Genomic DNA, 20,332 nt, shown 5'->3' on the forward strand with positions numbered 1-20,332 from the left:
CAGCAAGGGGAGTACTCCCGACTGCGGTGAGCCCGTCACTACGGACGCGCATGAGCGTCCCGGGCCATCGGCTCCGCCACCACCTCCGAGAGGTCGCGGCCGGAGTGGAGGAGACCTTGGTCCCTCATCGACCGACCCTCTTGGAGCACCCCCGTGCAGATCACACCCGTCATCTGGCTGATCACCATCGCCGTGACGATCGCCTTCTTCGTCTACGAGTTCTTCGCGCACGTGCGGAAGCCGCACGAGCCGACCATCGGCGAGTCCGCCCGCTGGTCGGCCTTCTACATCGGCCTCGCGCTGCTGTTCGGCGTCGGGATCGGCTTCGTCGCCGATTGGCGCTACGGCGGCGAGTACTTCGCCGGCTATCTCACCGAGAAGGCGCTGTCGCTCGACAACCTCTTCCTCTTCCTGATCATCATGACCGGGTTCGCGGTGCCGAAGATGTACCAGCAGAAGGTGCTGATGATCGGCATCGTCATCGCGCTGATCATGCGCGGTGGCTTCATCGCGGTCGGCGCGGCCCTGATCGAGAACTTCTCCTGGGTCTTCTACCTCTTCGGCGCCCTGCTCTTCGTGCTGGCCTACCAGCAGATCAAGGGCGACCACGGCGACCCCTCGAACAACGCCTTCATGCGCCTGGTGCGCCGCGTCCTCCCCGTCACCGACGAGTACCACGGCGACAAGCTGACCGTGAAGAAGGACGGCCGCCGCTTCGTCACCCCGATGCTGCTGACCATCGTCGCCATCGGCTTCATCGACCTCGTCTTCGCGCTCGACTCGATCCCCGCCATCTACGGCCTGACCAACGAGGCCTACATCGTCTTCACCGCGAACGCCTTCGCGCTGATGGGTCTGCGCCAGCTGTTCTTCCTGATCGGCGGACTGCTCGAGCGCCTCGTCTACCTCAGCCAGGGCCTGGCCGTCATCCTCGGCTTCATCGCCGTGAAGCTCGTCTTCCACGCCCTGCACGTCAACGAGGTCCCGTTCATCAACGGCGGCGAGCCCCTGCTCTGGGTCCCCGAGATCCCGATCTGGTTCTCGCTCACCTTCATCGGCGCCACGATCGCCGTCGCCACGATCGCCAGCCTCCTGAAGACCCGCGGCGATCGCTCGAGGTCCGACCGCACCACCGTCCAGGACGCCCCCCTCGAGACCCCGGCCGACGTCCCCTCCCGCCGCGAGCACTGACCCCCTCCGCGAGATGCCACTTGTGCGCGCGACACGCCGCAAAAGGCGTGCACAAGTGGCATCTCGCGGGAGGCGCCTCAGAGGGTGGGCGTCCAGATCCGCATCGTGGAGGGGCCGCGGTTCGCCCAGCGATAGTAGGGGTGGAACTCGGCGGCGAAGCGCTCGCCGAGCTCCGCCGGGACGGAGTACGGCCACGCGGACGCCGGGGCGTCGCGGCGCACGAGCGCCACCCGGGCGCCGTCGCCGACAGCGACCGGCAAGACCTCAGCGTCCACCGCCACGTGCTCCGTGTCGAGGCCGTCCGGCAGCTCCAGCGACTCCAGCGCCAGCACGAACGGCCCGCGCTCCACCGCGACCTGCCCGCGCACCGCGTCGATCCGCGGGTGCGGCGTCACGAAGCGCGCCGGCATCGGCAGCGACAGCCGCACCACGTCGCCGGCTGCGAACGCCCGCCGCACCGTCACCGTCGACAGACCCGCGTCCACCGCCTGCCCGTCGAGCAGCGCCGTCCCGCGCGCGAACGGCGGGATCCGCAGCGTCAGCGCGAATTCCGCGTCCGCGAGGATCCGCACCGCGATCTCGCCGTCCTCCGGATATGCGGTCTCCACCTCGAGCGACACCTCGCCCGTCGTCACCCGGTACCCGCCGTACTGGTGCAGCTGCACCCCGTCGTCCGTCGCCGTCGCGAAGCTCAGCTCGACGCTCGCGAGGGTGCGCGCCGTGTTCGTCGGACAGCAGGACACCCAGAACCACGGCGCCCGCAGGCTCGACTGCGCCCGGTCGGTCTCGACGCTCTCGTCCGGCGCCACCCCGTCGACCCGCTGCTGCAGCGTGTTCGTGTAGAAGAAGGCGCGCCCGTCCTCGCGCGTCGCGGGCAGCACCGCGTTCAGCAGCGTCCGCTCCATCAGATCCGCGTAGGCCGCGTCGTCCGAGCGCAGCAGCAGGCGCCACGACAGCATGTTCGACGCGATCGCCGCGCAGGTCTCGGCGTAGGCGCGGTCCGGCGGCAGCTCGAAGTCGGCGCCGAACGCCTCGTCCTGGTGGTGCGAGCCCATCCCGCCGGTCAGGTAGGTCCGGCGCGCGACCGTCGCCTCCCACTGCCGCTGCACCGCGGCCTCGAGCTCCGCGTCGCCCGTCTCCACGGCGACGTCGAGCGCCCCCGCGGAGAGGTACAGCGCCCGCACCGCGTGCCCGCGCAGCACCTCGGCCGAGCGCACCGGCACGTCGTCCTGGAAGTACTCGGGCCCGAAGGCGATCGGACCGAGCGTCCCCGTCCCGCGCCGCTCGACGAACAGCCGCGCCTGCTCCAGGTACCGCCCCTCGCCGGTCGCCCGCGCCAGCTCGGCGAGCGCCGGCTCGATCTCGGGATGCCCGCAGACCGCGGCACGTCCCTCCGCCCCGAACACCTCGATCACGTGGTCGGCGAGGCGTCGCGCCACGGCCGGCAGCAGGTCGTCGTGCCCGGTGCGCAGCCGCGCCACGGCGGCCTGGATCAGGTGGCCGAAGCAGTACAGCTCGTGCCCCCACTCCAGGTCGGAGTAGCGCGCCCGCTGCCCCGGCCGGCCGAAGCTCGTGTGCAGGTAGCCGTCCTCGTCCTGGGCCCCCGCGACCCGCAGCACCAGCGCCTCGTACTGCGCGGCGAGCTCCGGATCATCGGAGCGGCCCAGCTCCCAGGCCATCGCCTCGAGCAGCTTGTAGACCTCCGAGTCGACGAACTCGATGCCCGCATGGAGGTCGCCGCCTGCCGCCGAGGAGATCGTGCCGTTCGCCGCGCGGTCGAAGTTGCCGGCCCAGCCGACCCGCTCGATCCAGCTCAGGCAGTGGCCGATCACGGCGTCCGCGCCGAGCCGCTGGTAGTGCTGCCAGAAGCCGCCGGTCAGCCGGATCTCGTCCTGGCGCAGCGGCCGGAGCGCGCCCGCGGTCGGGGCGACGGGGCCGCCGAGGGCGACGGTGGTGGTCAGGGTCACGAGGATCTCCTAGGAGGAAGAGGGTCAGTCCTTGACGGCACCGGCGGTGACACCCGCCGAGACGTACCGCTGAGCGACGACGAGGAGCAGGGCGGCCGGGAGCGAGGCGACCACGGCGGTCGCCATGATCGAGTTCCACTCCTGGTTGTTGTTGCCGATGTACTTGTAGATGCCGAGCGTGATCGGCTGGAGCTTCCCGCCGCTGTCGAGGGTCGACGCGAAGATGAAGTCCGACCAGGCCCAGAGGAATGCGAAGAGCGACACCGTGACGACGGAGTTGCGGCTGATCGGCATGATCACCGAGGTGAAGGTGCGCCAGGCGCTCGCGCCGTCCATCCGCGCGGCCTGAGTCAGCTCGTCGGGGATGCCGGACATGAACGCGGTGAAGATCAGCACGCCGAACGGCACCGCGATGGTCGAGTCGGCCACGATCAGCCCGGGGATCGAGTTCAAGAGACCCAGGTTGAGGTAGATGGCGTAGAAGCCCATCGCCATGATGATCGCCGGGATCATCTGCGCGATCAGCAGGACGAACGAGAGCCCCTGCCCGCCGCGCGGCCGCAGCTTCGCGAGCGAGTACGCGGCCGGAGCGGCGATCGCCACGGTCAGCAGCACCGTGCCGAGCCCGACGACCAGGCTGGTGCCGAGGTACGGCAGCTGCTCGCTCAGCACGGCCTGGTAGCCCGAGAAGGTGGGCGCGAACGGGAACCAGTCCGGCGGATCCTTCCGCATCGACCCGGTCTGCGTGAGCGAGACGTTGATCATCCAGTAGACCGGGAACAGCATGACCGCGGTGAGCAGCACGCCCACGAGGGTCAGCCACCAGGGGCGCCGGGCGCTCATGCGTCGGCCTGCTTCCGCTGGACGCGGATGTAGATCAGGCCGAAGACCAGCGCGAGGATGATCAGCAGGTTGCCGACCGCCGCCGCCGGGCCGAAGTCGGGCAGCATCGACCCGAAGCCGAGCTGGTAGGTCCAGGTCGCCAGGGTCGTCGACGAGTCGGCCGGCCCGCCCTTCGTCATGATCCAGATGATGTCGAACACCTTCAGCGTGTAGACGAGGCCGAGCAGGATCGTGATCGCCGACACCGGGCGCAGCAGCGGCAGCGTGATCCGCCAGAACTGCTGGGCGCCGGTCGCGCCGTCGAGCGAGGCCGCCTCGTAGAGGTCCTGCGAGATGTTCTGCAGCCCGGAGTAGAGGATCACCAGGTTGAACGGGATGCCGATCCAGATGTTGGCGATCAGCACCGCGATCAGCGAGGTCGACGGCGAGGTCAGCCAGTTGATCTGCCCGATCCCGAACGACTCGAGGAACGCGTTGACGATGCCGGAGTCGCTGTTCAGCATCCACGACCAGGTCGACGCCGAGACGATCAGCGGCAGCAGCCACGGCACCAGGAACAGCGCCCGGAGCGTGCTCGCGAGCGGGAAGCGCCGGTAGAAGAAGACCGCGAGCGCGAGCCCCAGCGTGAACTGGAAGATGAGCGAGACGCCCGTGAAGACCGCGGTGTGCAGCAGCGCGGGGCCGAAGGTCGGGTCGCGGAAGACCTGCACGTAGTTGTCGAACCAGACGAACGGGGCGTTGCCCTGGACGAAGGAGCGGACCGTGTAGTCCTTCAGGCTCAGCTCGAGGTTGCGGTAGAGCGGGAAGGCGTAGAACACGAGCAGGTAGACGACGAGCGGGGCGAGGAACGCCCACGCCGCGAGCTGCCCGCCCGGCCGCCGCCGCCTGGGCGCCGGGGCCGCGACGGCCGCGACCCCGGGCTCGGCCTCGCGGCGCAGCAGCCGCCCCGTCTCAGTGGCCGTCGTCATCGTTCCTCCCACATGCTGGTCGAGCAGCCCCGCAGCGCGCCCCGCATGCTGGTCGAGCAGCCCCGCAGGGGCGTATCGAGACCCACCACTGCAAGAACCTCGGTTCTGCAGACCACCCTTCTGATGCGGGCGGATCTCGATACGCCCGCTGCGCGGCCTACTCGATCAGCAAGAGCCGCCCCAGCCCGGCGGTCGTCCCCCGCATGCTGGTCGAGTAGCCGCTGCAAGCGGCGTATCGAGACCCGCCCCGCCGGCCGCGTCATGCCGACCACACCGCTCATCACTGCGTCGCGGACTCGGCCGCCGACTGCGCCGCCTTCAGCGCGTCGGCCGGCGACTGCGAGCCGCTCAGCGCGGTCTGCACCGCGGACCAGAGCTGCTCGGAGATCTTCGGGTACTTCGTCCCGAGGTCGTCCGAGGTGCGGCCCTTCGCGGCCTGGACGGCCTCGACCCACGGCGCGAGGTCGGCGTTCCCGGCGACCTGCGCCTCCTGCGCCGCGGCCGTCGGGGCGATGTACGACAGCGTGTCATCGGTCGTCACCAGGTTGTCCGTCGAGGTGAGGCACTCGGCGATCGCGGTCGACGTCTCGTAGCGCGCCTCGTCCTTCTGCACGGGCAGGGTGAGGAACTCGCCGCCGGTCGGCGCGGGGGCCGAGCCGCCGTCCTTCGCGGGGATGGTGAGGATGCCGTAGTCGATGCCGGAGGCCTTGGCGTTCGCGAGCTGCCAGGTGCCGTTCTCGCCGAAGGCGTACTCGCCGGTCTCGAACTCCTGCCAGCTCGTGGTCTGCGTGTTGCCGATCACGGAGTTGGGCGCGTAGCCCTTCTCCAGCCAGTCGGTCCAGAGCGAGACCGCGTCCACGGCGGCGTCCGAGTCGAGCTCGGTCAGCTCAGCGCCGGAGCCCCAGAACCAGGGCAGGAACTGGAAGGTGCCCTCCTCGGTGCCGATGCCGGAGAACGTGATGCCCTTGCCGCCCGAGGCGGTGACCTTCTCGAGCGCGGCGGTGAGGCTCGCCCAGTCGGTGATCGAGGAGACGTCGACGCCGGCCGTGGCCAGCACGGTCTTGTTGTAGTACAGCGCCAGCGTGTTCGCGCCGATCGGGACGCCGAAGGTGTCGCCGCCGACCTCACCCGCGGCCAGGATGTTGGCGTCGATGTCGCCGGTCTCGAGGCCGTTCTCGGCGGTGGTGGTCAGGATGCCCGACTCGGCGAGCGTGGAGACGACCGGGTTGTCGACGAGCAGGATGTCCGGCGAGCTGCCCTGCTGCCCGGCGAGGAGCGCCTTGTTGGTCAGGTCGGTGGTGTCGTAGCCGGTGCGCTCGACAGTGACGCCGGCCTCGGTGCCGCAGGAGTCGATGAGCTTCGCCCAGTCGGACGACTCGTCGAACTGGGGGTACGGGTCCCAGAAGGTGTAGGTGCCGCCGGCGGCGGAGGAGTCGCCTCCCGAGCCTCCCGCGCAGCCGGTCAGTGCTGCGGCTGCGGTCCCGAGCAGGACGGCGGCGGCGAGGCCCCGAGTGTGCTTCCTCTTCATCGCGGATGTTCCCTTCGTCGTTGACGGGTGGTGCTGGCCGATCTCGGCGAGCGCCGGACCGAAACTACTTTCTGCGGGTTCAAAGTAGACACGGCGGGAAGGTCGAGTCAAGAGTTGTCGCGTTTTCGGTGTTTTCGGTTCGCGGAATCCTGTGCGAGGATCGTCCAGGGCGCACCGGCGTCCCGCGGAAGGAGGACGTCATCGCGCCGCGCAAGCCCACGGGCACCATCACGCTGACCGACGTCGCCCGCGAGGCCGGCGTCTCGATCGCCACCGCGTCGAAGGCGCTGAACGGCCGCGACCAGGTCCGTGCCGAGACCCGCCAGAAGGTGCTCGACGCCGCCGCCGCCCTCTCCTTCACGCCGAACCCTTTCGCGCAGGCCCTCAACTCGCGCCGCACCGGCACGATCGGGATGCTCACCAACGACCTCGACAACCGCTTCGTGCTGCCCGTGCTGCTGGGCGCCGAGGACGCGTTCGGCGCCGGCTCCACTTCGGTGTTCCTCTGCGACGCCCGCGGCGACTCGATCCGCGAGCAGCACCACATCAAGAACCTGCTGGCCAAGCGCGTCGACGGGATCGTCGTGCTCGGCCGGACGACCAATCCGCGCCCGTCGATCACCGCGACGATCCCCGTCCCGGTCGTCTACGCCTACGCGCCCTCCGAGGACGAGCGCGACTCCTCGTTCACGCCCGACAACACGCTCGCGGGCGTGCTCGCGGCCCGCCACCTGATCGAGCGCGGGCGCACGCGCATCGCCCTGATCAACGGGGAGCCCAGCTACACCGCCGCGCACGACCGCGCCCGCGGCGTCGAGCGCGCGCTGACGGAGGCGGGCCTCCCGCTGGTCGGCGGCGACGTGCTCTACGGCCAGTGGTCGGAGAGCTGGGGCCGCCAGTGCGCCGAGTCGCTGCTCGCCGCGCACCCGGATCTCGACGCCATCATCTGCGCGAGCGACCAGATCGCCCGCGGCGCCCTCGACCACCTGCGCGAGAGCGGGCACCCCGTGCCGCGCGACGTCGCCGTCGTCGGCTTCGACAACTGGGACCTCCTCGTCGAGGCCGCCCGCCCCCCGCTCACCAGCATGGACATGCAGCTCGAGGCCCTCGGCCGCGCCGCCGCCGAGGAGCTCTCCCACGCCATCCACGGCCGCGCGACGCCCGGCGTCCGCTCGATGCCCGTGCGCCTCGTCCCCCGCGAGTCCTCCGGATGACGCCGGGTCTCGATACGCCGCGTCCCGCGGCTACTCGACCAGCATGCATCCGGTCGGGCAGGCCTCTTCCTGCAGGTCGAGCAGCCCCGTTCACCCTGGTCGACCAGGCCCGTTCATGCTGGTCGAACGGGCTTGTTCATGCTGGTCGAGCGGGTCTGTTCATGCTGGTCGAGTAGCCCCGCAGGGGCGTATCGAGACCTACCCACCCCGACCGATCAGAACGTGTCGCGCCTGGCTGCCGGGCGCAGCTGACCCGCATGGCATCATGCGCTGGTGAGCGCCCCCGACCTGAACGCGGATGTCCTGGCTCCGTTCCGAGACTCCGGCGTCGATCGGCATGTCACCCTGCTGCTCGGTGCCGGTGCGTCGACGTCATCGGGGCTGCCCGGGTGGGACGAGCTCGCCGTTCGGCTCCTCCTGAAGAGCGGGGCCGTCTCCTCGGAGTCCGCCGCGCAGGAGCTCGTGCAGCGGCAGGACCCACTCCTCGTCGCTGAAGCCGCGAAGAGCACTCTGGACCGGTGGGACCAGCGCGTCAGGGCCGCGCTCTACCAAGGGCTGCAGGATCTGTCGCCTTCGTCGCTGCATCTCGCGGCTGCCGGCCACGCCCTCGACGGGAGAACCGACGAGACCACGGTGGCGACGTTGAATTTCGACATCCTCCTCGAGGACGCCATCGACATCGAAGGAACCGCGGAGGGTCGCGTCGACGACGACGAGTCCTCGACCGCGTACGTCGTGCACCACCTGCACGGAATCGCCTCCCCTTCGCGGAGCGAGGGCGTCGTCCTGACCCTGTCCGACTACAACGAGCTGCTCGGCGACCAGGACTGCTGGCAGCAGCGCTTGCTCAAGAAGGCAGCGCAGGACGGCGCCATCGTCATCGCCGGAACGTCCTACCGAGATCCGGACGTCCGGCGCTGGCTCCACGTCGCTCTTGCCGACTCGCCTGACGGCAACGCGGCGCTGGTGCTTCTCGCGCGCCAGGCCTTCGGCGTCTCGAGAGAGCGATTCGACGAGATCAAGAGCGCCCTCGCCGGGCAGTGGAGAGCTGCCGGACTGCAGCCGATCCTTCTCGAGGACTTCACCGATGCCGCGCAGATCATCCGCGAGCTCCGTCATCTGCATCGACCTCGGTACCGCTCGCCGCAGCAGCGGGCGACCGCGCTCTGGGATCTCCACGTCGACGGCTTCGACGTCCGCCAGCCGGAGTACTCCGACGCACTGGACGACGACGCGCGGACGCTGCGCGACGCCTTCGACGTCGAGCAGCTCGGCGTCAGCCTGTGGCTCGCGGACGGAGCGGGCAGCGTCGGACGGTACGCCTCCCAGGACCGGACCTATCGAGCAACGTCCGACATCCGCCTCGTGCCGAGCGGACACGACAGCGCCTGGGTCGCCGGCCGGACCCTCGGTGCGGAGAGCATCGTGTTCCAGAATCTCGACCCGGCCGGAACGAATCGCTGGGGCACGGTGCTCGCCCTTCCGATCAGGGTGTCCTTCGCGGGTCTGCCGGACATCGCGACCGCGGTGCTGAGCGTCGGCCTTCCCGGCACCGCGGAGGCGTTCTCCACGTCGAAGGCGATGTGGTTCGACCAGGTGCTCGACATCGCGAACGCGTGGAGCGAACGGCTGAGCGACTCCCTCGTGTGAGCCGCCTCGCGCAACTACGATCAACGAAGGACAAGGAGACAGCGATGACGAACAGCAGCAGCAACTCGTTCCAGAGCCTCGGCAACGGCGGCTTCCGAGTCAGCGGCGCGCGGATCAGCCCGACCACTGGCCGGTACGTCACCCGCAGCAGTGCTTCCGTCGGGAAGTCGGCTGCGTCTCCCGCCCAGCCGAAGACGCAGCCGACTCCGAAGTAGCAGGGTCGGCCGTCCGCGGACGCGCGGGCACAGCCCGGCACGAACGCGACCGTCCAGCGGTCGCCGACGAAGGCCCGGAGGCCGTCAGCGCTGCGACACCGGCGAGAGCACGAGCTCGTCGATGCGGACGTGGGCCGGGGACTCGAGGACGAACTCGACCGCGCGGGCGACGTCGTCCGGCGAGAGCATCCGGGCACGGGCCTCATCGTCCGGGACCTGCGGCCGGTGGCGGAGGAAGTCCGTCGCGACGTCGCCGGGGCAGAGGTGGCAGGCGCGGATCCCGGAGGCGGCCTCCTGAGCGTTCAGGGTGCGGGCGATCTCGGCCAGCGCCTTCTTGCTCGCGCTGTAGCCGACCCCCGCGATCGGGGCGAACGCCCAGGCCGAGTACGAGGAGACGAGCACGACCGCGCCGGCGTGCTCCCTCAGCTCGGGCAGCGCCGCGTCGATCACGCCCACCGGTCCCAACAGGTTGGTGCGCACGATCTGCTCGAGCTCGCTCAGCCGCTGGTCCCCCCAGGTCCGCCGCGGGGAGTTGAGCCCGGCCGCCAGGACCAGCGCGTCGATGCGGCCGACCGCGGCCAGCACCGCGTCCCGGGCGGCGGGCACCGCCTCCCCGTCGCTCACGTCGAGGGGGACAACGAGGGCGTCCCCGCCGGCACCACCGATCCGCTCGGCGACGGCGTCGAGGCGCTCGCGGGACCTCCCGCTGAGCGCCACCGTCCAGCCCGATGCCGCCAGGCGCTCGGCGGACGCGGCCCCGATCCCGGAGCCGGCTCCCGTGATCCAGGCGACTCTGCGAGCGACTTCGGTGTCCATGGGGCGTCCCTTCGATGCTACGGTGACGATCGATTAATCATACTAATAGGAGGCTGCCGTGCTCATCGATCTCACCGGTCTGGTCGTCGTGGTCACCGGCGGCGGGCGCGGCATCGGCCGCGCGATCGTCGACCGCTTCCTGGCGGAGGGCGCGCGGGTCGCCGCCCTCGACCTGGCCTTCCCCTCCCCCTCGAGCGACGCGCAGCAGCTGGTCTGCGACGTCACCGATCCGGCGTCGGTGCGGACGGCGATCGACGCGGTGGTCGAGCGGTTCGGCCACGTCGACGTCCTGGTCAACAACGCCGGCATCAACGTCGAGGGCAGCATCGAGACCCTCGATCCGTCGCGCTGGGACGCCGCGTTCGACGTGAACGTCCGCGGCACCTTCCTCGTCTCGCAGGCCGTCGTCCCGGTGATGAAGGCGCGCGGCGGCGGTCGCATCATCAACGCCGCCTCGTTCGCGGCGATCGTTCCGAGCATCGGCGCCGCCGCCTACGGAGCCTCGAAGGCGGCCGTCGTGCAGTTCACCCGGGTCCTCGCCGGCGAGCTCGGGCCGTGGGGCATCACCGTCAACGCCTACGCGCCGGGCATGATCCCCACCGCGATGAACGGCTTCGCGGACATGCCGGAGGCGGCGAAGGCGCGGCTCCTCGACACGCTGAGCCTGCGCCGCTGGGGCACGCCCGACGACATCGCCGACCTGCTCTGCTTCCTCTCCAGCGACGCCGCGAGCTACATCACCGGCACGCTCGTCGACGTCAGCGGCGGCAAGCTCGCCACGCAGATCCCCAGCCGCGCGTACGAGGGCCTCGCAGCCGCGGAGTGATCGACGCCGGCGCCCGAGGGCACCACTGACCGCTTCGGCTCAGGCCGTCCCTGGGCCGGTCGACGTCGCCCGGATCTCCTCGGCGGTGTCGCGGACGAGCGTGCGCGCCGCGCTCTCCGCGCGATCGGCGTCCCCGGCGGCGATCGCCTCCGCGAGCCGCCGATGCTGGTCGACCGCACGATCGGTCGCGGCGGTGAAGGTCGGAACGCCGCTGCCGTACCTGCTGTCGAGCGCGGCGGCGAGGGTGCCGAGCAGCTGGGCGAGCACCGCGTTGCCCGACCCCTCGACCAGGATCCGGTGGAAGCTCTGATCCGCGCTCGTGAAACGGGGCAGCGATCGCGCCTCGGCCGCGAGGGCCAGCTCCGCCGCCGCGGCCGACAGCTCGTGCTGCCGGGCGGTCCGGCCGCTCGCCGCGAAGAGCCGGGCCGCGGCGGGCTCGACCGCCTCGCGCAGCAGGAGGAGCTCCTGCAGCTGCGTCTCGCTCGCCGGCCCGGCCGCCCGCCACTGGATCACATCCGGATCGAGGAGGTTCCACGAGCTCTCCGGCTGGACCTGCGTCCCCGCGCGCGGGCGGGCCCGGATCATCCCCCGCGCCTCGAGAGCACGGAAGGCCTCGCGCACCACCGTGCGCGACACGTCGTACCGGCGGCCGATCTCCTCGGGCACGATCTGCGAGTCCGCCGCCCGGACCCCCGACGCGATCTCCCGCCCGAGCCCCTCGGCGACCCGGCGCTGCAGGCGTCTCCCCGAGCCGGAGGCCTCGAGGGCGGAGTCGACGGGCATGATGCGGCTCACGATACCCGCCCGGTCCGCGCACCCCTGCCGGTCGACGAGCCGCGGAACGCGCGCTCCATCCCGGCCGACCGGCCGCAGGCCGCGCGCTTCATGCCGGCCGAGTCACCGCAGGCCGCGCGCTTCAGGCTGGTCGAGTAGCCGCGGAACGCGGCGTATCGAGACCCACCGTCCAGGCCACGGTGGATCTCGATACGCCCGCTGCGCGGGCTACTCGATCAGCATGGAGGGGCCCGCCCCACGGGCTGCTCGGCGCCTCTACGAGCAGGCGATCATCGGCAGCGTGATGCGGATGTCGTCGTTCGCGTCGGTCCTCACTCCTTTTCGTCCGGGAACGATGAAGTGCCACATGAGCTGGACCGATCCCGTGGTGTTCGCCGTCCACCGGGTGGAGTAGTCGACGAACGAGAAGTCCTTGGTCAGCTGCACGTCGCCGTACTGACTCGTGTCGGTGCTGTAGTTCGGCGAGATGGGCACGTCGTCGATCTCGAGCCGGGCGTACTGCGGACCGCGAGTCCTGTCGTCGCCGGTCTGTGCGTACGAGCCACCGGCCCGGTAGAGGAAGGTGTAGGTGGTCCCCGCGACGACCGGCAGCATGGCACCCCACCAGACCTCCAGGTTGAACCCCTCGGCGGAGCCCGAATCGTCCGCCTGCTGGTAGAAGAAGACGGCGCCGTTCTTCTCCTCGATGCCGGACGCCCCGTGATAGCCGTAGCCGTTGTCGTAGCGCCGCCACTGAGCAGGATCGGTGACCGACGGGCAGGGGGCAGGAGACGCCGACGCGGCCGGAGCCGCCGTCGCCAGGGCGATGACGGGCACCGTCCAGACCCCTCCGGCGACGAGCGTCCGCCGGTGCACCGCGCCCTCACCGCTGGGCGTCTGTGGGAGGGAGTCGTCGTTCGTCATATGTGCATCTCCCGTGGTGTCGAGGTACGACCGCTGTCGCAGTCGGCATCGGCGTACCTGCACACCAGGGTGGTGCCCCCACTCCGCGCAGCGAAATTCCGGGCGCTTGAAGCACAACGATGACGCGTTCACGTCACTGCTGACGGAATCGATGCCTCCCGACGTGTCGAGCAGTCCAGCCGCGGATGCGCACTCCCATGCTGGTCGAGCAGCCCCGCAGTGCCCCCTTCCGTGCTGGTCGAGTAGCCGCCTCCGGCGGCCTCTCGAGACCCGACCCGCCGCTACTCCGGCATCGAGAAGTCGGCGAAGTCGAAGCCCGGCGACACCAGGCAGCTCACCACTGCGTCCTCCGCCGACGGCAGCGTCCGCTGCCACACATCGGCCGGCACCAGCGCCTGCACCGGCAGCCCCTCGAACGCCGAGCCGAGCACGACCGTCTCGCCGTCCTCCGGCTCCTCGCCGAGCCCGCCGTACTGCAGCGCCACCCGGCCGGGCCCGTTCCAGATCCAGGTCTCCGCCGACGACACCCGGTGCCAGGCCGACGCCTCGCCCGCCGGCAGCAGGAAGACGATCAGCGTCGCCGCCGGCCGCTCCCGCACCGAGCCGTCTGCGCCGACGAGCGTCAGCCGCTCCGGCGACTCCCACGTCCGCCGGTACCAGCCGCCCTCGGGGTGCGGCTCCAGCCCCATCGTCTCGGCGAGCGCCGGCCGCCGCACCCGCTCGAGCACCCGCCCGTCGACGCTCAGCCGGTCGACGAACCCGCTCAGCTCCGCGCCTGCCATCGGACCTCCCCGGAGATGATCGTGGCGAGGGCGGTCCCCTCGCCGGCTTCGACGACGGCGGCGAGCACGTCGTCGGAAGAAGAGCCCGACACGCCCAGGACCGCGAGGTCGGCGAGCGCCCCCGGCACCAGCGTGCCGAACGACTCCGCCGCCCCCATCGCCACCGCGCCGCCGAGCGTGGCGGCGGCCAGCAGCCGCGCGTGCAGATCCCGCCCCGCGTACCCCTGCGCCCGCGCGATCCGGCACAGCTCGGCCACGTCCCCGAGCAGGTCCAGCGACGGCGTCGACGACAGCGAGTCCGTCCCGACCGCGATCGCGTTCCCCTCGCGCAGGTAGTCCGCGACCGGCGCCTCGTCGAGCCCGATGACCGCGTTCGAGCGCGGACACAGCGCGACGGAGGTGCCGGTGCGCCGCAGCGTCGCGCGATCGTCCGCGTCCACGTAGATCCCGTGCGCGATGTGCACGTCGTCGCCGAGCGCGCCGATCGTCTCCGCGTACGCCACCGGACGCAGCGCACTGCCGCCGTTGCGCAGCAGGTGGAAGCCGTCGTAGCCCCAGCGGCGCCACTGCTCCGCCAGGTCGCCGCGGCCGTGCATCGTGTACTCCGCCTCCCAGGCCGACTCGGCCAGGTGCAGGTGCCGGCGCACGCCGAGCTCCTGCGAGAGCCCGGTCAGGTCGCTCAGCACCGGGGTGTCCAGCGAGTACGGGGCGTGCGGCGAGAGCCCGATGCGCGTCACTCCGGAGGTGCGCACCAGCTCGGCGGTGATCGCGCGCCCGCTGCCGCGCCAGTCGTCCTCGAGGAGGCTCATCAGCTCCCAGTAGGCGATCCCGTGCACGCGGCCGTCCTCGAGCACGCGCAGCGCATCGAGGTCGGTGACGATGTCGGCGATCGCCGTCGTCCCGGTCGTGACCGCGATCTCGAGCCCGGCGGCCGCCGAGGCGCCCCAGTCGTGCGGCTGCTCGTAGACCTCCTGGAAGGCGCGCGACCAGTCCTCGAAGCCGGCGTACCGGCCCCGGCCGACCGCGGACATGCAGGTGTACTGCAGGTGCGAGTGCGCGTTGACGAGGCCCGGGACGATCGCGCCCGGCCACTCCCGCACCGCGGGCGACTCGTCGCGGAGCCCCGCCAGCACCTCGTCCCGCGGACCGACGGCGACGATCCGCTCGCCGCGCACGGCGACCGCTCCGTCCCGCACCGGCTCGCCCGCCACCGGCAGCACCCACGGCGCGCTGTGCACGGTGAGCACCGACGTCGAGCTCCCGGCGCTCTCGCGCCCGAGCGACACCGCGCCGCTCACGGGATCCACGCCGACGGCATCAGTCCCGAGAGACTCGCCGTGCTCGCCGCGACCGCCAGCAGCACCGCGCCGCCCGTCACCGCCCAGTCGACCGGCGTGTACCGGATCTCCCGCAGCCAGGTGCGCTTGCGCGTCCCGAAGCCGCGCAGATCGAGGGCGTCCACCGTGTCCTCCGCGTCCACGAACGACGTGATGGTGACGGGCACCATCAGCGGCGCCACCTCGCGCAGGCGCCGGATCGGATTGCGGGTCTGCGTCCGCTCGTAGCCGCGCAGCCGCTGGGCCGCGGCCGTCTCCTGCAGGTTCGAGGCCGCGCTGGGCAGGAACTTGAAGGTGAGGTCGATCCCGTAGGCGAAGCGCGCCGGCACCCCGAGCCGCGCGAACGCGACCGCGAGGTCTCCCGGGCGGATGGCGAACGCGAGCGGGAACCCGACCGCGACCAGAGTGAGGAAGCGCAGCAGCAGGTTGACCGCGTACGACACCGCCCCCTCCGTGATCGCCAGCCCGACGACCGGCACCGTGAACAGCGTCGCGCCGGCCTCCGGCTCGCCGCTGCCGGTCGCGCCGACGATGAGCCCGTTGATCCCCGCGAAGACCAGCACGAACACGGCCACGACGGCCCAGTTCGAGCGGACCTCGCGGAACGGGATCCGCGCGCTGAGGTAGTACGCGAAGGCGACCACGGCGAGCGCCGCCATCCAGCGCAGATCGCGCACCTGGCTGGCCGTGACGACGAACATCACCGGCACCAGGATCAGCACGCGCGGATCCCGGCGGCCGAGGAAGGAGTCACCGCCGAGGTATCGAGGCGAGACCTCCATCCCGGGCGCCCGTCAGCGTCCGGCGAGGTTCTGCAGCGGCTTCCAGACCCGGTCGAGCACGGGCACCAGGATCACCGCGGTGATGCCGGTGGCGAGGATCGCCAGGAGGTAGGAGCCGAAGAACCAGTACTGGAAGGTCTGGCCGAGGAACAGGAAGTCGGTGGCGGTGAAGAGCAGTCCGACGACGACCGCGGCGACCGCGATGGCGGCGGCCCAGACGAGCTGGCGGCCGGTGGTGCGCGGCTCCTTCGCGTAGTAGCCGATCAGTCCGGCGAGCAGGCCGACGAGGCCGTTCGCGATGCTCCAGTTCCAGTAGGTGAGGAAGCCGTAGCCCATGATCTGGTCGACGATCGCGTTGCCGACGGCACCGGTGAAGAATCCGGCGACCGGTCCGAAGCGCAGGCCCACGAAGGGGATGATCGCGATCGCGGGACGGATCGAGATCATCGTCCCGGGGATCACGAAGCTCAGGGCGCCGAGCGCGCCGTAGAGGGCGGCGCCGACGGCGCCGAAGACGATCGTGCGGGAGGAGACGGCCCAGGGGCCGGTCTTCGCGGCGGTGGAGGTGGTGGCGGTCACGGGTGTGTCCTTTCGAGGGAGGGAGAGGAGCTGCGGGGATCGGCGGTGCGTCCGGCGTCGGGGGTGCTGCCGGGGCCCTGCTGCGCACGGCGGAGGCGCCGGGCGAGGTCGAGCGGGCGCGGGAGGCGGCCGCTCGCGGGTCCGTGGCGCCGGGCGGCGCGCACGAAGTCGGTCTCGCGCAGCACCGCGCGGGAGTGGCCGGGGTCGACTCCCGGGCCGTGCCAGAGCGCCGCGTCGTGCACGACCTCGGCGGGGCTGGCGTCGGCGACGATCCCGCCGCCGTCGACGACCACCACGCGGTCGGCTCGGGCGAGCGCCATGTCGACGTCGTGGGTGATGAAGTAGACGCTGTCGATCCCGTCGATCGCCCAGACCGCGTCGAGGAAGTGGCGGGAGGAGCGCTCGTCCTGCCCCGCCGTCGGCTCGTCGAGGATCAGGGTCCGCGGCCGCAGCGTGAGGGCGAGCGCGACGGCGAGCCGGCGCTGCTGCCCGAAGGAGAGCGTGCGCGGCGGCCGCTGCAGGATCCCCGGCACGTCGTCGAGCGACACGGCCCGCAGCGCGGCGTCGGCGATCGCGGGGATCTCCTCCGCCGGCACCCCGAGATTGCGCGGCCCGAACGCCAGCTCGGCCTCGACCGTCTCGCTGAAGAGCGCCTGGCCCGGGTTCTGGAAGAGGTATCCGCAGGTCGAGACGAGCTCGGCCGCGGTCAGCTCGTGCACCGGACGGTCGTCCAGCAGGACCCGGCCGCGGGTCGGCGCGACGAGGCCGACGGCCGCGCGCATCAGCGTCGACTTGCCGGCGCCGTTCCGGCCGAGGATCGCCACCCGCTCGCCCGCGTGGAAGCGGCGGTCCACGGCGGCCACGATCGTCCGCGCGCCGTAGCCGAGCTCGGCGCCGTCGAAGTGCAGGCGGGCGGCACCGGCCGGGGCCGGACGCGCCTCCTCCTCGGGCGACTCCTCCCCCGCGGCGCCGGCGAGCAGCGCCTCGAACGGCAGCTTCACCGACTCGGGCGATGCGACCTCGAGGAACCCGGCGACACCGCCCGAGTAGACGACCCGCCCCTCCTCCAGGTAGACGACGCGGTCCGGCTCGAGCGCGAGCACCTCGTCGACGCGGTGCTCGACGACCACGGCAGCCCCGCCGCCGTCGACGTAGGCGCGCACCGCCCGCAGCAGCACGTCCGCCGCGTCGGGATCGAGGTTGGCCAGCGGCTCGTCGATGACGATCACCCGCGGATCGAGCACCAGGATCCCCGCGAAGGCGACGAGCTGCAGCTGCCCGCCGGAGAGCTCGTGCGGCGGCGTCGAGAGCAGCGCGGTCAGCCCGAGTCGCTCGGCGACCCGGTGTGCGCGCTCGCGGATCTCGGCGGGAGGCGTCCCGCGGTTCTCCAGCCCGAAGGCGATCTCGGCGAGCACGCTGTGCCCAACGACCTGCTTGCCCGGATCCTGCAGCAGCGTGCCGACGACCTCCGAGATGTCGCGCAGGGCCAGCGGAGTCGCGTCCCGCCCCTCGACCTCGATCCGCCCGGTCACCTCGGCGCGGTAGGAGCGCGGCACCAGCCCGTTCAGCACCCGCAGCAGCGTGCTCTTGCCGCACCCGGACGGACCCGCGACCAGCACGACCTCCCCGCTCGACACCGAGAAGCTCGCGTCGACCAGCGACGGCTGCTCGGCGTTGCGGTAGGTCACTCCGACGCCCTCGAGGCGCAGCAGCTCGGTCACGAGCGCGCTCCGTCCCGCTGCGGCGCGGCCCGGCGGCCGGTCGAGGTCCAGCTGCCGAGGAAGTCGCGCTGCGCGCTGCTCGGCGCGTCGATCCGCAGCCCGAGCGCGTCGAGCTTGGCGCGGGCGACCCGGTCGTCGACCTCGGGCGGGAGCAGGTGCACAGCCGGAGCGAGGCTCCCCGCCTCCCGCGCGAGCAGGTCGACGGCGGCCACCTGGACGCCGAAGGACAGGTCCATGATCTCGATCGGGTTCCCCTCACCGGCGGTGCAGTTGATGCAGCCGCCGTCGTCGAGCACGACGATCGAACGGCCGTTGGGCAGCGTGAAGCTCTCCAGCGCGTGGCCGATGCTCCGCCGGGTCGCGCCCGCGGCGAGCGCCGTGTCGATCGCGATCTCCTGCGCGACGCCGCCCGAGACGGCCACGGCCGCCCCCTCCGGCAGGGCGAGCAGGTGCTCCACGTCGATGGTGTGCGCGATGCCCGTCGCCGAGATCAGCAGGTCGGCGCTGCCGGCCGCCGACTCCAGCGCGTCGACGTCGTAGCCGGCGAAGACCGCCTCGAGCGCGCGGACCGGGTCGACCTCCGCGATCGTCACGCGGGCGCCGAGCGCGCGGGCGTGCTGGGCGACCCCGCGGCCGACCGGCCCGAAGCCGGCGACGACGACGTGCGCGCGGTCGAGCGGAGTCGCGAGCAGGTCGAGCATGGTCAGCAGCGTCGACTGCCCGGTACCGTGCCGGTTGTCGAAGAGCGTCTTGCAGCGCGCGTCGTTGACGGCGAGCACCGGGATCCGCAGCGCGCCCTCGCGCTCCATCACCCGGAGCGGGCGCAGGCCGCTCGTGGTCTCCTCCGTCGCGCCGCGCAAGGTCTCGAAGACCGCGGGCCGGTCGGTGTGCGCGAGCCGGGTGACCGACGAGCCGTCGTCGACCAGGATGTCCGGCCGCCGGTCGAGCAGTCCGAGCGCGAACGCGCGGTCGTCGGCGGCGCTCGCGTCCGAGCGGGCGAAGACCGCGATCCCCGCGTGCTGCAGGGCGGCCGCGGTGTCGTCGTGGGTGTTGGAGGCGCCGCACATCACGCTGACGTCGGCGCCGGCCGCCGCCAGCTCGAGCGCCAGGGTCGCCGTCTTGGGCTCGAGCACGAGCACCAGCCCGATCCGCAGGCCCCGCACGGTGCCGCTCTCGCGGAGCTGTCCGGCGATCCCGCGGGTCACCGGCATGAAGCGCGCGGCCCAGTCGATCTTGTCCTGCCCCTGCCGCCAGAGCGAGGCGTCCCGGATCGACGCGGTCATCGGAGCAGCTCCAGCGCGAGGGCACGGTCGGCGCGCTCGTGGAGATCGCCGGGCGACGGGTCCTGCTTCCGGGCGGCCTCGACCGCGGCCGCGAAGCGCGCGGACAGCTGCTCGCGCGTGCGGCGGGTCGAGCCGTCGGCGACGTCGCGCGCCACGAGGAGGAAGAGCTCGCGCTCGGCGTCCGCGATCCGGTCGATCCCGGGGCGGCCGGAGGAGGGGTCGGTGACCGCGGTCACGGCCGGCCGCTCCTCCCCCGCGTCGACCAGGAGCAGCGGACCGCCGGTGCCGAGCAGCGCCGCGGCGACCGGCGCGCGGAGCTCGCCCGTTGCGAACGCGATCGTCGCATCCCGCAGGTCCGCCGAGTCCGCCGTCTGCACCGTCAGCCCGAGCTGGGTGATCTCGACCAGCGCGACCGGGTCGTCGCCGACGACGATCACGCGAGCACCCGTCGCGGCGGTCCTGGTCGCCAGCTCGACGGCGAGCGGCCCGGTCCCGAGCACGGCGACCCGGGTGTGCGCGAACGAGAGGTTCGAGGCCGCGGCGACCGCGCGGAGCACGGCCTGCGCCCACGCGGTGCGGGTCAGCGCTCGGACGACCCGGGAGTCACCGGACGCGTCGGCCGCCGTAGCGGGCAGCGCGGCGCGGCGCAACGGGGTGAGGGTGGCGTGCATGACGCTCCAGGGGAGTCGACGGTTCTAAGCGGTTAGCGTGACCATAGTCGCGCCCTGTTTCCCCCACCCGCCCGTTTATTACGCCCGTGTGAAACATTCCAGGCCGCCCCGCCCGCTCCTCGCCATCGAGCACCCGCGCAGCGGGCGCCCCCACCGATTGAGCACCCGCGCAGCGGGCGCCCCTCCCCTGCCGATCGCGCCACCCGCCCAGCGGCCCCCTTCATGCTGATCGAGTAGCCCGCGCAGCGGGCGTATCGAGAT

Annotated in this window: 19 protein-coding genes; 5 read left to right on the forward strand and 14 right to left on the reverse strand. The window is 72.0% G+C overall.

Annotation, left to right across the window (positions count from 1 at the left end; genetic code table 11):
* Nucleotides 1-153 precede the first annotated feature (153 nt).
* Nucleotides 154-1,191 carry a TerC family protein gene (locus tag EDF43_RS13115; protein WP_132437290.1) on the forward strand — a complete coding sequence of 346 codons (1,038 nt, stop codon included), beginning with the start codon at nt 154-156 and terminating at the stop codon, nt 1,189-1,191.
* A gap of 77 nt (nt 1,192-1,268) precedes the next feature.
* On the opposite strand, the gene EDF43_RS13120 is transcribed toward EDF43_RS13115, so the two are convergent.
* The 4 genes from EDF43_RS13120 to EDF43_RS13135 all read right to left on the reverse strand — a co-directional run bounded on the left by EDF43_RS13120 (nt 1,269) and on the right by EDF43_RS13135 (nt 6,497).
* Nucleotides 1,269-3,158: a beta-L-arabinofuranosidase domain-containing protein gene (locus tag EDF43_RS13120; protein WP_132962509.1), complete on the reverse strand. Its 1,890-nt coding sequence runs from the start codon at nt 3,156-3,158 to the stop codon at nt 1,269-1,271.
* 24 nt (nt 3,159-3,182) lie between these two features.
* A complete protein-coding gene (locus EDF43_RS13125) occupies nt 3,183-4,001 on the reverse strand; it encodes a carbohydrate ABC transporter permease (protein ID WP_123736117.1) in 819 nt (272 codons plus the stop codon).
* Nucleotides 3,998-4,969 carry a sugar ABC transporter permease gene (locus EDF43_RS13130; RefSeq protein WP_123736118.1) on the reverse strand — a complete coding sequence of 324 codons (972 nt, stop codon included), beginning with the start codon at nt 4,967-4,969 and terminating at the stop codon, nt 3,998-4,000. Before EDF43_RS13130 ends, EDF43_RS13125 begins: the two co-directional genes overlap by 4 nt.
* A gap of 280 nt (nt 4,970-5,249) precedes the next feature.
* The gene (locus EDF43_RS13135; RefSeq protein WP_132437292.1) at nt 5,250-6,497 is read right to left on the reverse strand and encodes an extracellular solute-binding protein; all 1,248 of its coding nucleotides are present in this window, start codon (nt 6,495-6,497) and stop codon (nt 5,250-5,252) included.
* Nucleotides 6,498-6,625: 128 nt separating this feature from the next.
* Here EDF43_RS13135 and EDF43_RS13140 point away from each other — a divergent pair, with 128 nt between their 5' ends.
* The 3 genes from EDF43_RS13140 to EDF43_RS21870 all read left to right on the forward strand — a co-directional run bounded on the left by EDF43_RS13140 (nt 6,626) and on the right by EDF43_RS21870 (nt 9,576).
* Nucleotides 6,626-7,711 (forward strand): LacI family DNA-binding transcriptional regulator, encoded by a 1,086-nt coding sequence (locus EDF43_RS13140; protein WP_347812542.1) that lies wholly within the window; start codon nt 6,626-6,628, stop codon nt 7,709-7,711.
* 273 nt (nt 7,712-7,984) lie between these two features.
* Nucleotides 7,985-9,361: an SIR2 family protein gene (locus EDF43_RS13145; protein WP_132437294.1), complete on the forward strand. Its 1,377-nt coding sequence runs from the start codon at nt 7,985-7,987 to the stop codon at nt 9,359-9,361.
* A gap of 44 nt (nt 9,362-9,405) precedes the next feature.
* Entirely contained in the window at nt 9,406-9,576 is a 171-nt protein-coding gene (locus EDF43_RS21870; RefSeq protein ID WP_159423922.1) for a hypothetical protein, read from the forward strand.
* Between the two features lie 84 nt (nt 9,577-9,660).
* Here the strand turns inward: EDF43_RS21870 and EDF43_RS13150 are convergent, their stop codons facing one another.
* A complete protein-coding gene (locus EDF43_RS13150) occupies nt 9,661-10,392 on the reverse strand; it encodes an SDR family NAD(P)-dependent oxidoreductase (protein WP_132437295.1) in 732 nt (243 codons plus the stop codon).
* Nucleotides 10,393-10,450: 58 nt separating this feature from the next.
* On the opposite strand from EDF43_RS13150, the gene EDF43_RS13155 reads away from it, so the two are divergent.
* Nucleotides 10,451-11,218 (forward strand): SDR family NAD(P)-dependent oxidoreductase, encoded by a 768-nt coding sequence (locus EDF43_RS13155; protein WP_132437296.1) that lies wholly within the window; start codon nt 10,451-10,453, stop codon nt 11,216-11,218.
* A gap of 39 nt (nt 11,219-11,257) precedes the next feature.
* Here EDF43_RS13155 and EDF43_RS13160 read toward each other — a convergent pair whose 3' ends face one another.
* The 9 genes from EDF43_RS13160 to EDF43_RS13200 form a co-directional block, all read right to left on the reverse strand.
* Nucleotides 11,258-12,001, reverse strand: coding sequence for an FCD domain-containing protein (locus EDF43_RS13160; RefSeq protein ID WP_132437297.1), 744 nt, complete (start codon nt 11,999-12,001; stop codon nt 11,258-11,260).
* A gap of 267 nt (nt 12,002-12,268) precedes the next feature.
* Nucleotides 12,269-12,916 (reverse strand): hypothetical protein, encoded by a 648-nt coding sequence (locus tag EDF43_RS13165; RefSeq protein WP_132437298.1) that lies wholly within the window; start codon nt 12,914-12,916, stop codon nt 12,269-12,271.
* A 281-nt stretch (nt 12,917-13,197) separates the two neighbouring features.
* On the reverse strand, nt 13,198-13,698 hold the full coding sequence (locus tag EDF43_RS13170; RefSeq protein WP_132437299.1) for a cupin domain-containing protein: 501 nt from the start codon (nt 13,696-13,698) through the stop codon (nt 13,198-13,200).
* Nucleotides 13,680-15,005 (reverse strand): amidohydrolase family protein, encoded by a 1,326-nt coding sequence (locus tag EDF43_RS13175; protein WP_347812543.1) that lies wholly within the window; start codon nt 15,003-15,005, stop codon nt 13,680-13,682. The genes EDF43_RS13170 and EDF43_RS13175 overlap by 19 nt, the downstream gene beginning before the upstream one ends.
* Nucleotides 14,993-15,817: an energy-coupling factor transporter transmembrane component T gene (locus tag EDF43_RS13180; RefSeq protein ID WP_123447292.1), complete on the reverse strand. Its 825-nt coding sequence runs from the start codon at nt 15,815-15,817 to the stop codon at nt 14,993-14,995. Before EDF43_RS13180 ends, EDF43_RS13175 begins: the two co-directional genes overlap by 13 nt.
* Nucleotides 15,818-15,829: 12 nt before the next feature.
* Nucleotides 15,830-16,396, reverse strand: a complete 567-nt coding sequence (locus EDF43_RS21875; RefSeq protein ID WP_123447291.1) for an ECF transporter S component — start codon at nt 16,394-16,396, stop codon at nt 15,830-15,832.
* The gene (locus EDF43_RS13190) at nt 16,393-18,117 is read right to left on the reverse strand and encodes an ABC transporter ATP-binding protein (protein WP_132437300.1); all 1,725 of its coding nucleotides are present in this window, start codon (nt 18,115-18,117) and stop codon (nt 16,393-16,395) included. The genes EDF43_RS21875 and EDF43_RS13190 overlap by 4 nt, the downstream gene beginning before the upstream one ends.
* The gene (locus tag EDF43_RS13195; protein ID WP_132437301.1) at nt 18,114-19,400 is read right to left on the reverse strand and encodes an adenosylhomocysteinase; all 1,287 of its coding nucleotides are present in this window, start codon (nt 19,398-19,400) and stop codon (nt 18,114-18,116) included. The genes EDF43_RS13190 and EDF43_RS13195 overlap by 4 nt, the downstream gene beginning before the upstream one ends.
* Entirely contained in the window at nt 19,397-20,071 is a 675-nt protein-coding gene (locus tag EDF43_RS13200) for a hypothetical protein (RefSeq protein WP_132437302.1), read from the reverse strand. Before EDF43_RS13200 ends, EDF43_RS13195 begins: the two co-directional genes overlap by 4 nt.
* Between the last annotated feature and the right edge of the window lie 261 nt (nt 20,072-20,332).

The organism is Rathayibacter sp. PhB179 (assembly GCF_004345345.1).
Taxonomy (GTDB): Bacteria; Actinomycetota; Actinomycetes; order Actinomycetales; family Microbacteriaceae; genus Rathayibacter; species Rathayibacter festucae.

Excerpts from the sequence above, each read along its gene's own strand:
- EDF43_RS13125 (WP_123736117.1), bottom strand. The coding sequence starts at position 4,001 with ATGAGCGCCCGGCGCCCCTGGTGGCTGACCCTCGTGGGCGTGCTGCTC.
- EDF43_RS13130 (WP_123736118.1), bottom strand. The coding sequence starts at position 4,969 with ATGACGACGGCCACTGAGACGGGGCGGCTGCTGCGCCGCGAGGCCGAG.
- EDF43_RS13135 (WP_132437292.1), bottom strand. The coding sequence starts at position 6,497 with ATGAAGAGGAAGCACACTCGGGGCCTCGCCGCCGCCGTCCTGCTCGGG.
- EDF43_RS21870 (WP_159423922.1), top strand. The coding sequence starts at position 9,406 with ATGACGAACAGCAGCAGCAACTCGTTCCAGAGCCTCGGCAACGGCGGC.
- EDF43_RS13150 (WP_132437295.1), bottom strand. The coding sequence starts at position 10,392 with ATGGACACCGAAGTCGCTCGCAGAGTCGCCTGGATCACGGGAGCCGGC.
- EDF43_RS13160 (WP_132437297.1), bottom strand. The coding sequence starts at position 12,001 with ATGCCCGTCGACTCCGCCCTCGAGGCCTCCGGCTCGGGGAGACGCCTG.
- EDF43_RS13165 (WP_132437298.1), bottom strand. The coding sequence starts at position 12,916 with ATGACGAACGACGACTCCCTCCCACAGACGCCCAGCGGTGAGGGCGCG.
- EDF43_RS13170 (WP_132437299.1), bottom strand. The coding sequence starts at position 13,698 with ATGGCAGGCGCGGAGCTGAGCGGGTTCGTCGACCGGCTGAGCGTCGAC.
- EDF43_RS13180 (WP_123447292.1), bottom strand. The coding sequence starts at position 15,817 with ATGGAGGTCTCGCCTCGATACCTCGGCGGTGACTCCTTCCTCGGCCGC.
- EDF43_RS13195 (WP_132437301.1), bottom strand. The coding sequence starts at position 19,400 with ATGACCGCGTCGATCCGGGACGCCTCGCTCTGGCGGCAGGGGCAGGAC.
- EDF43_RS13200 (WP_132437302.1), bottom strand. The coding sequence starts at position 20,071 with ATGCACGCCACCCTCACCCCGTTGCGCCGCGCCGCGCTGCCCGCTACG.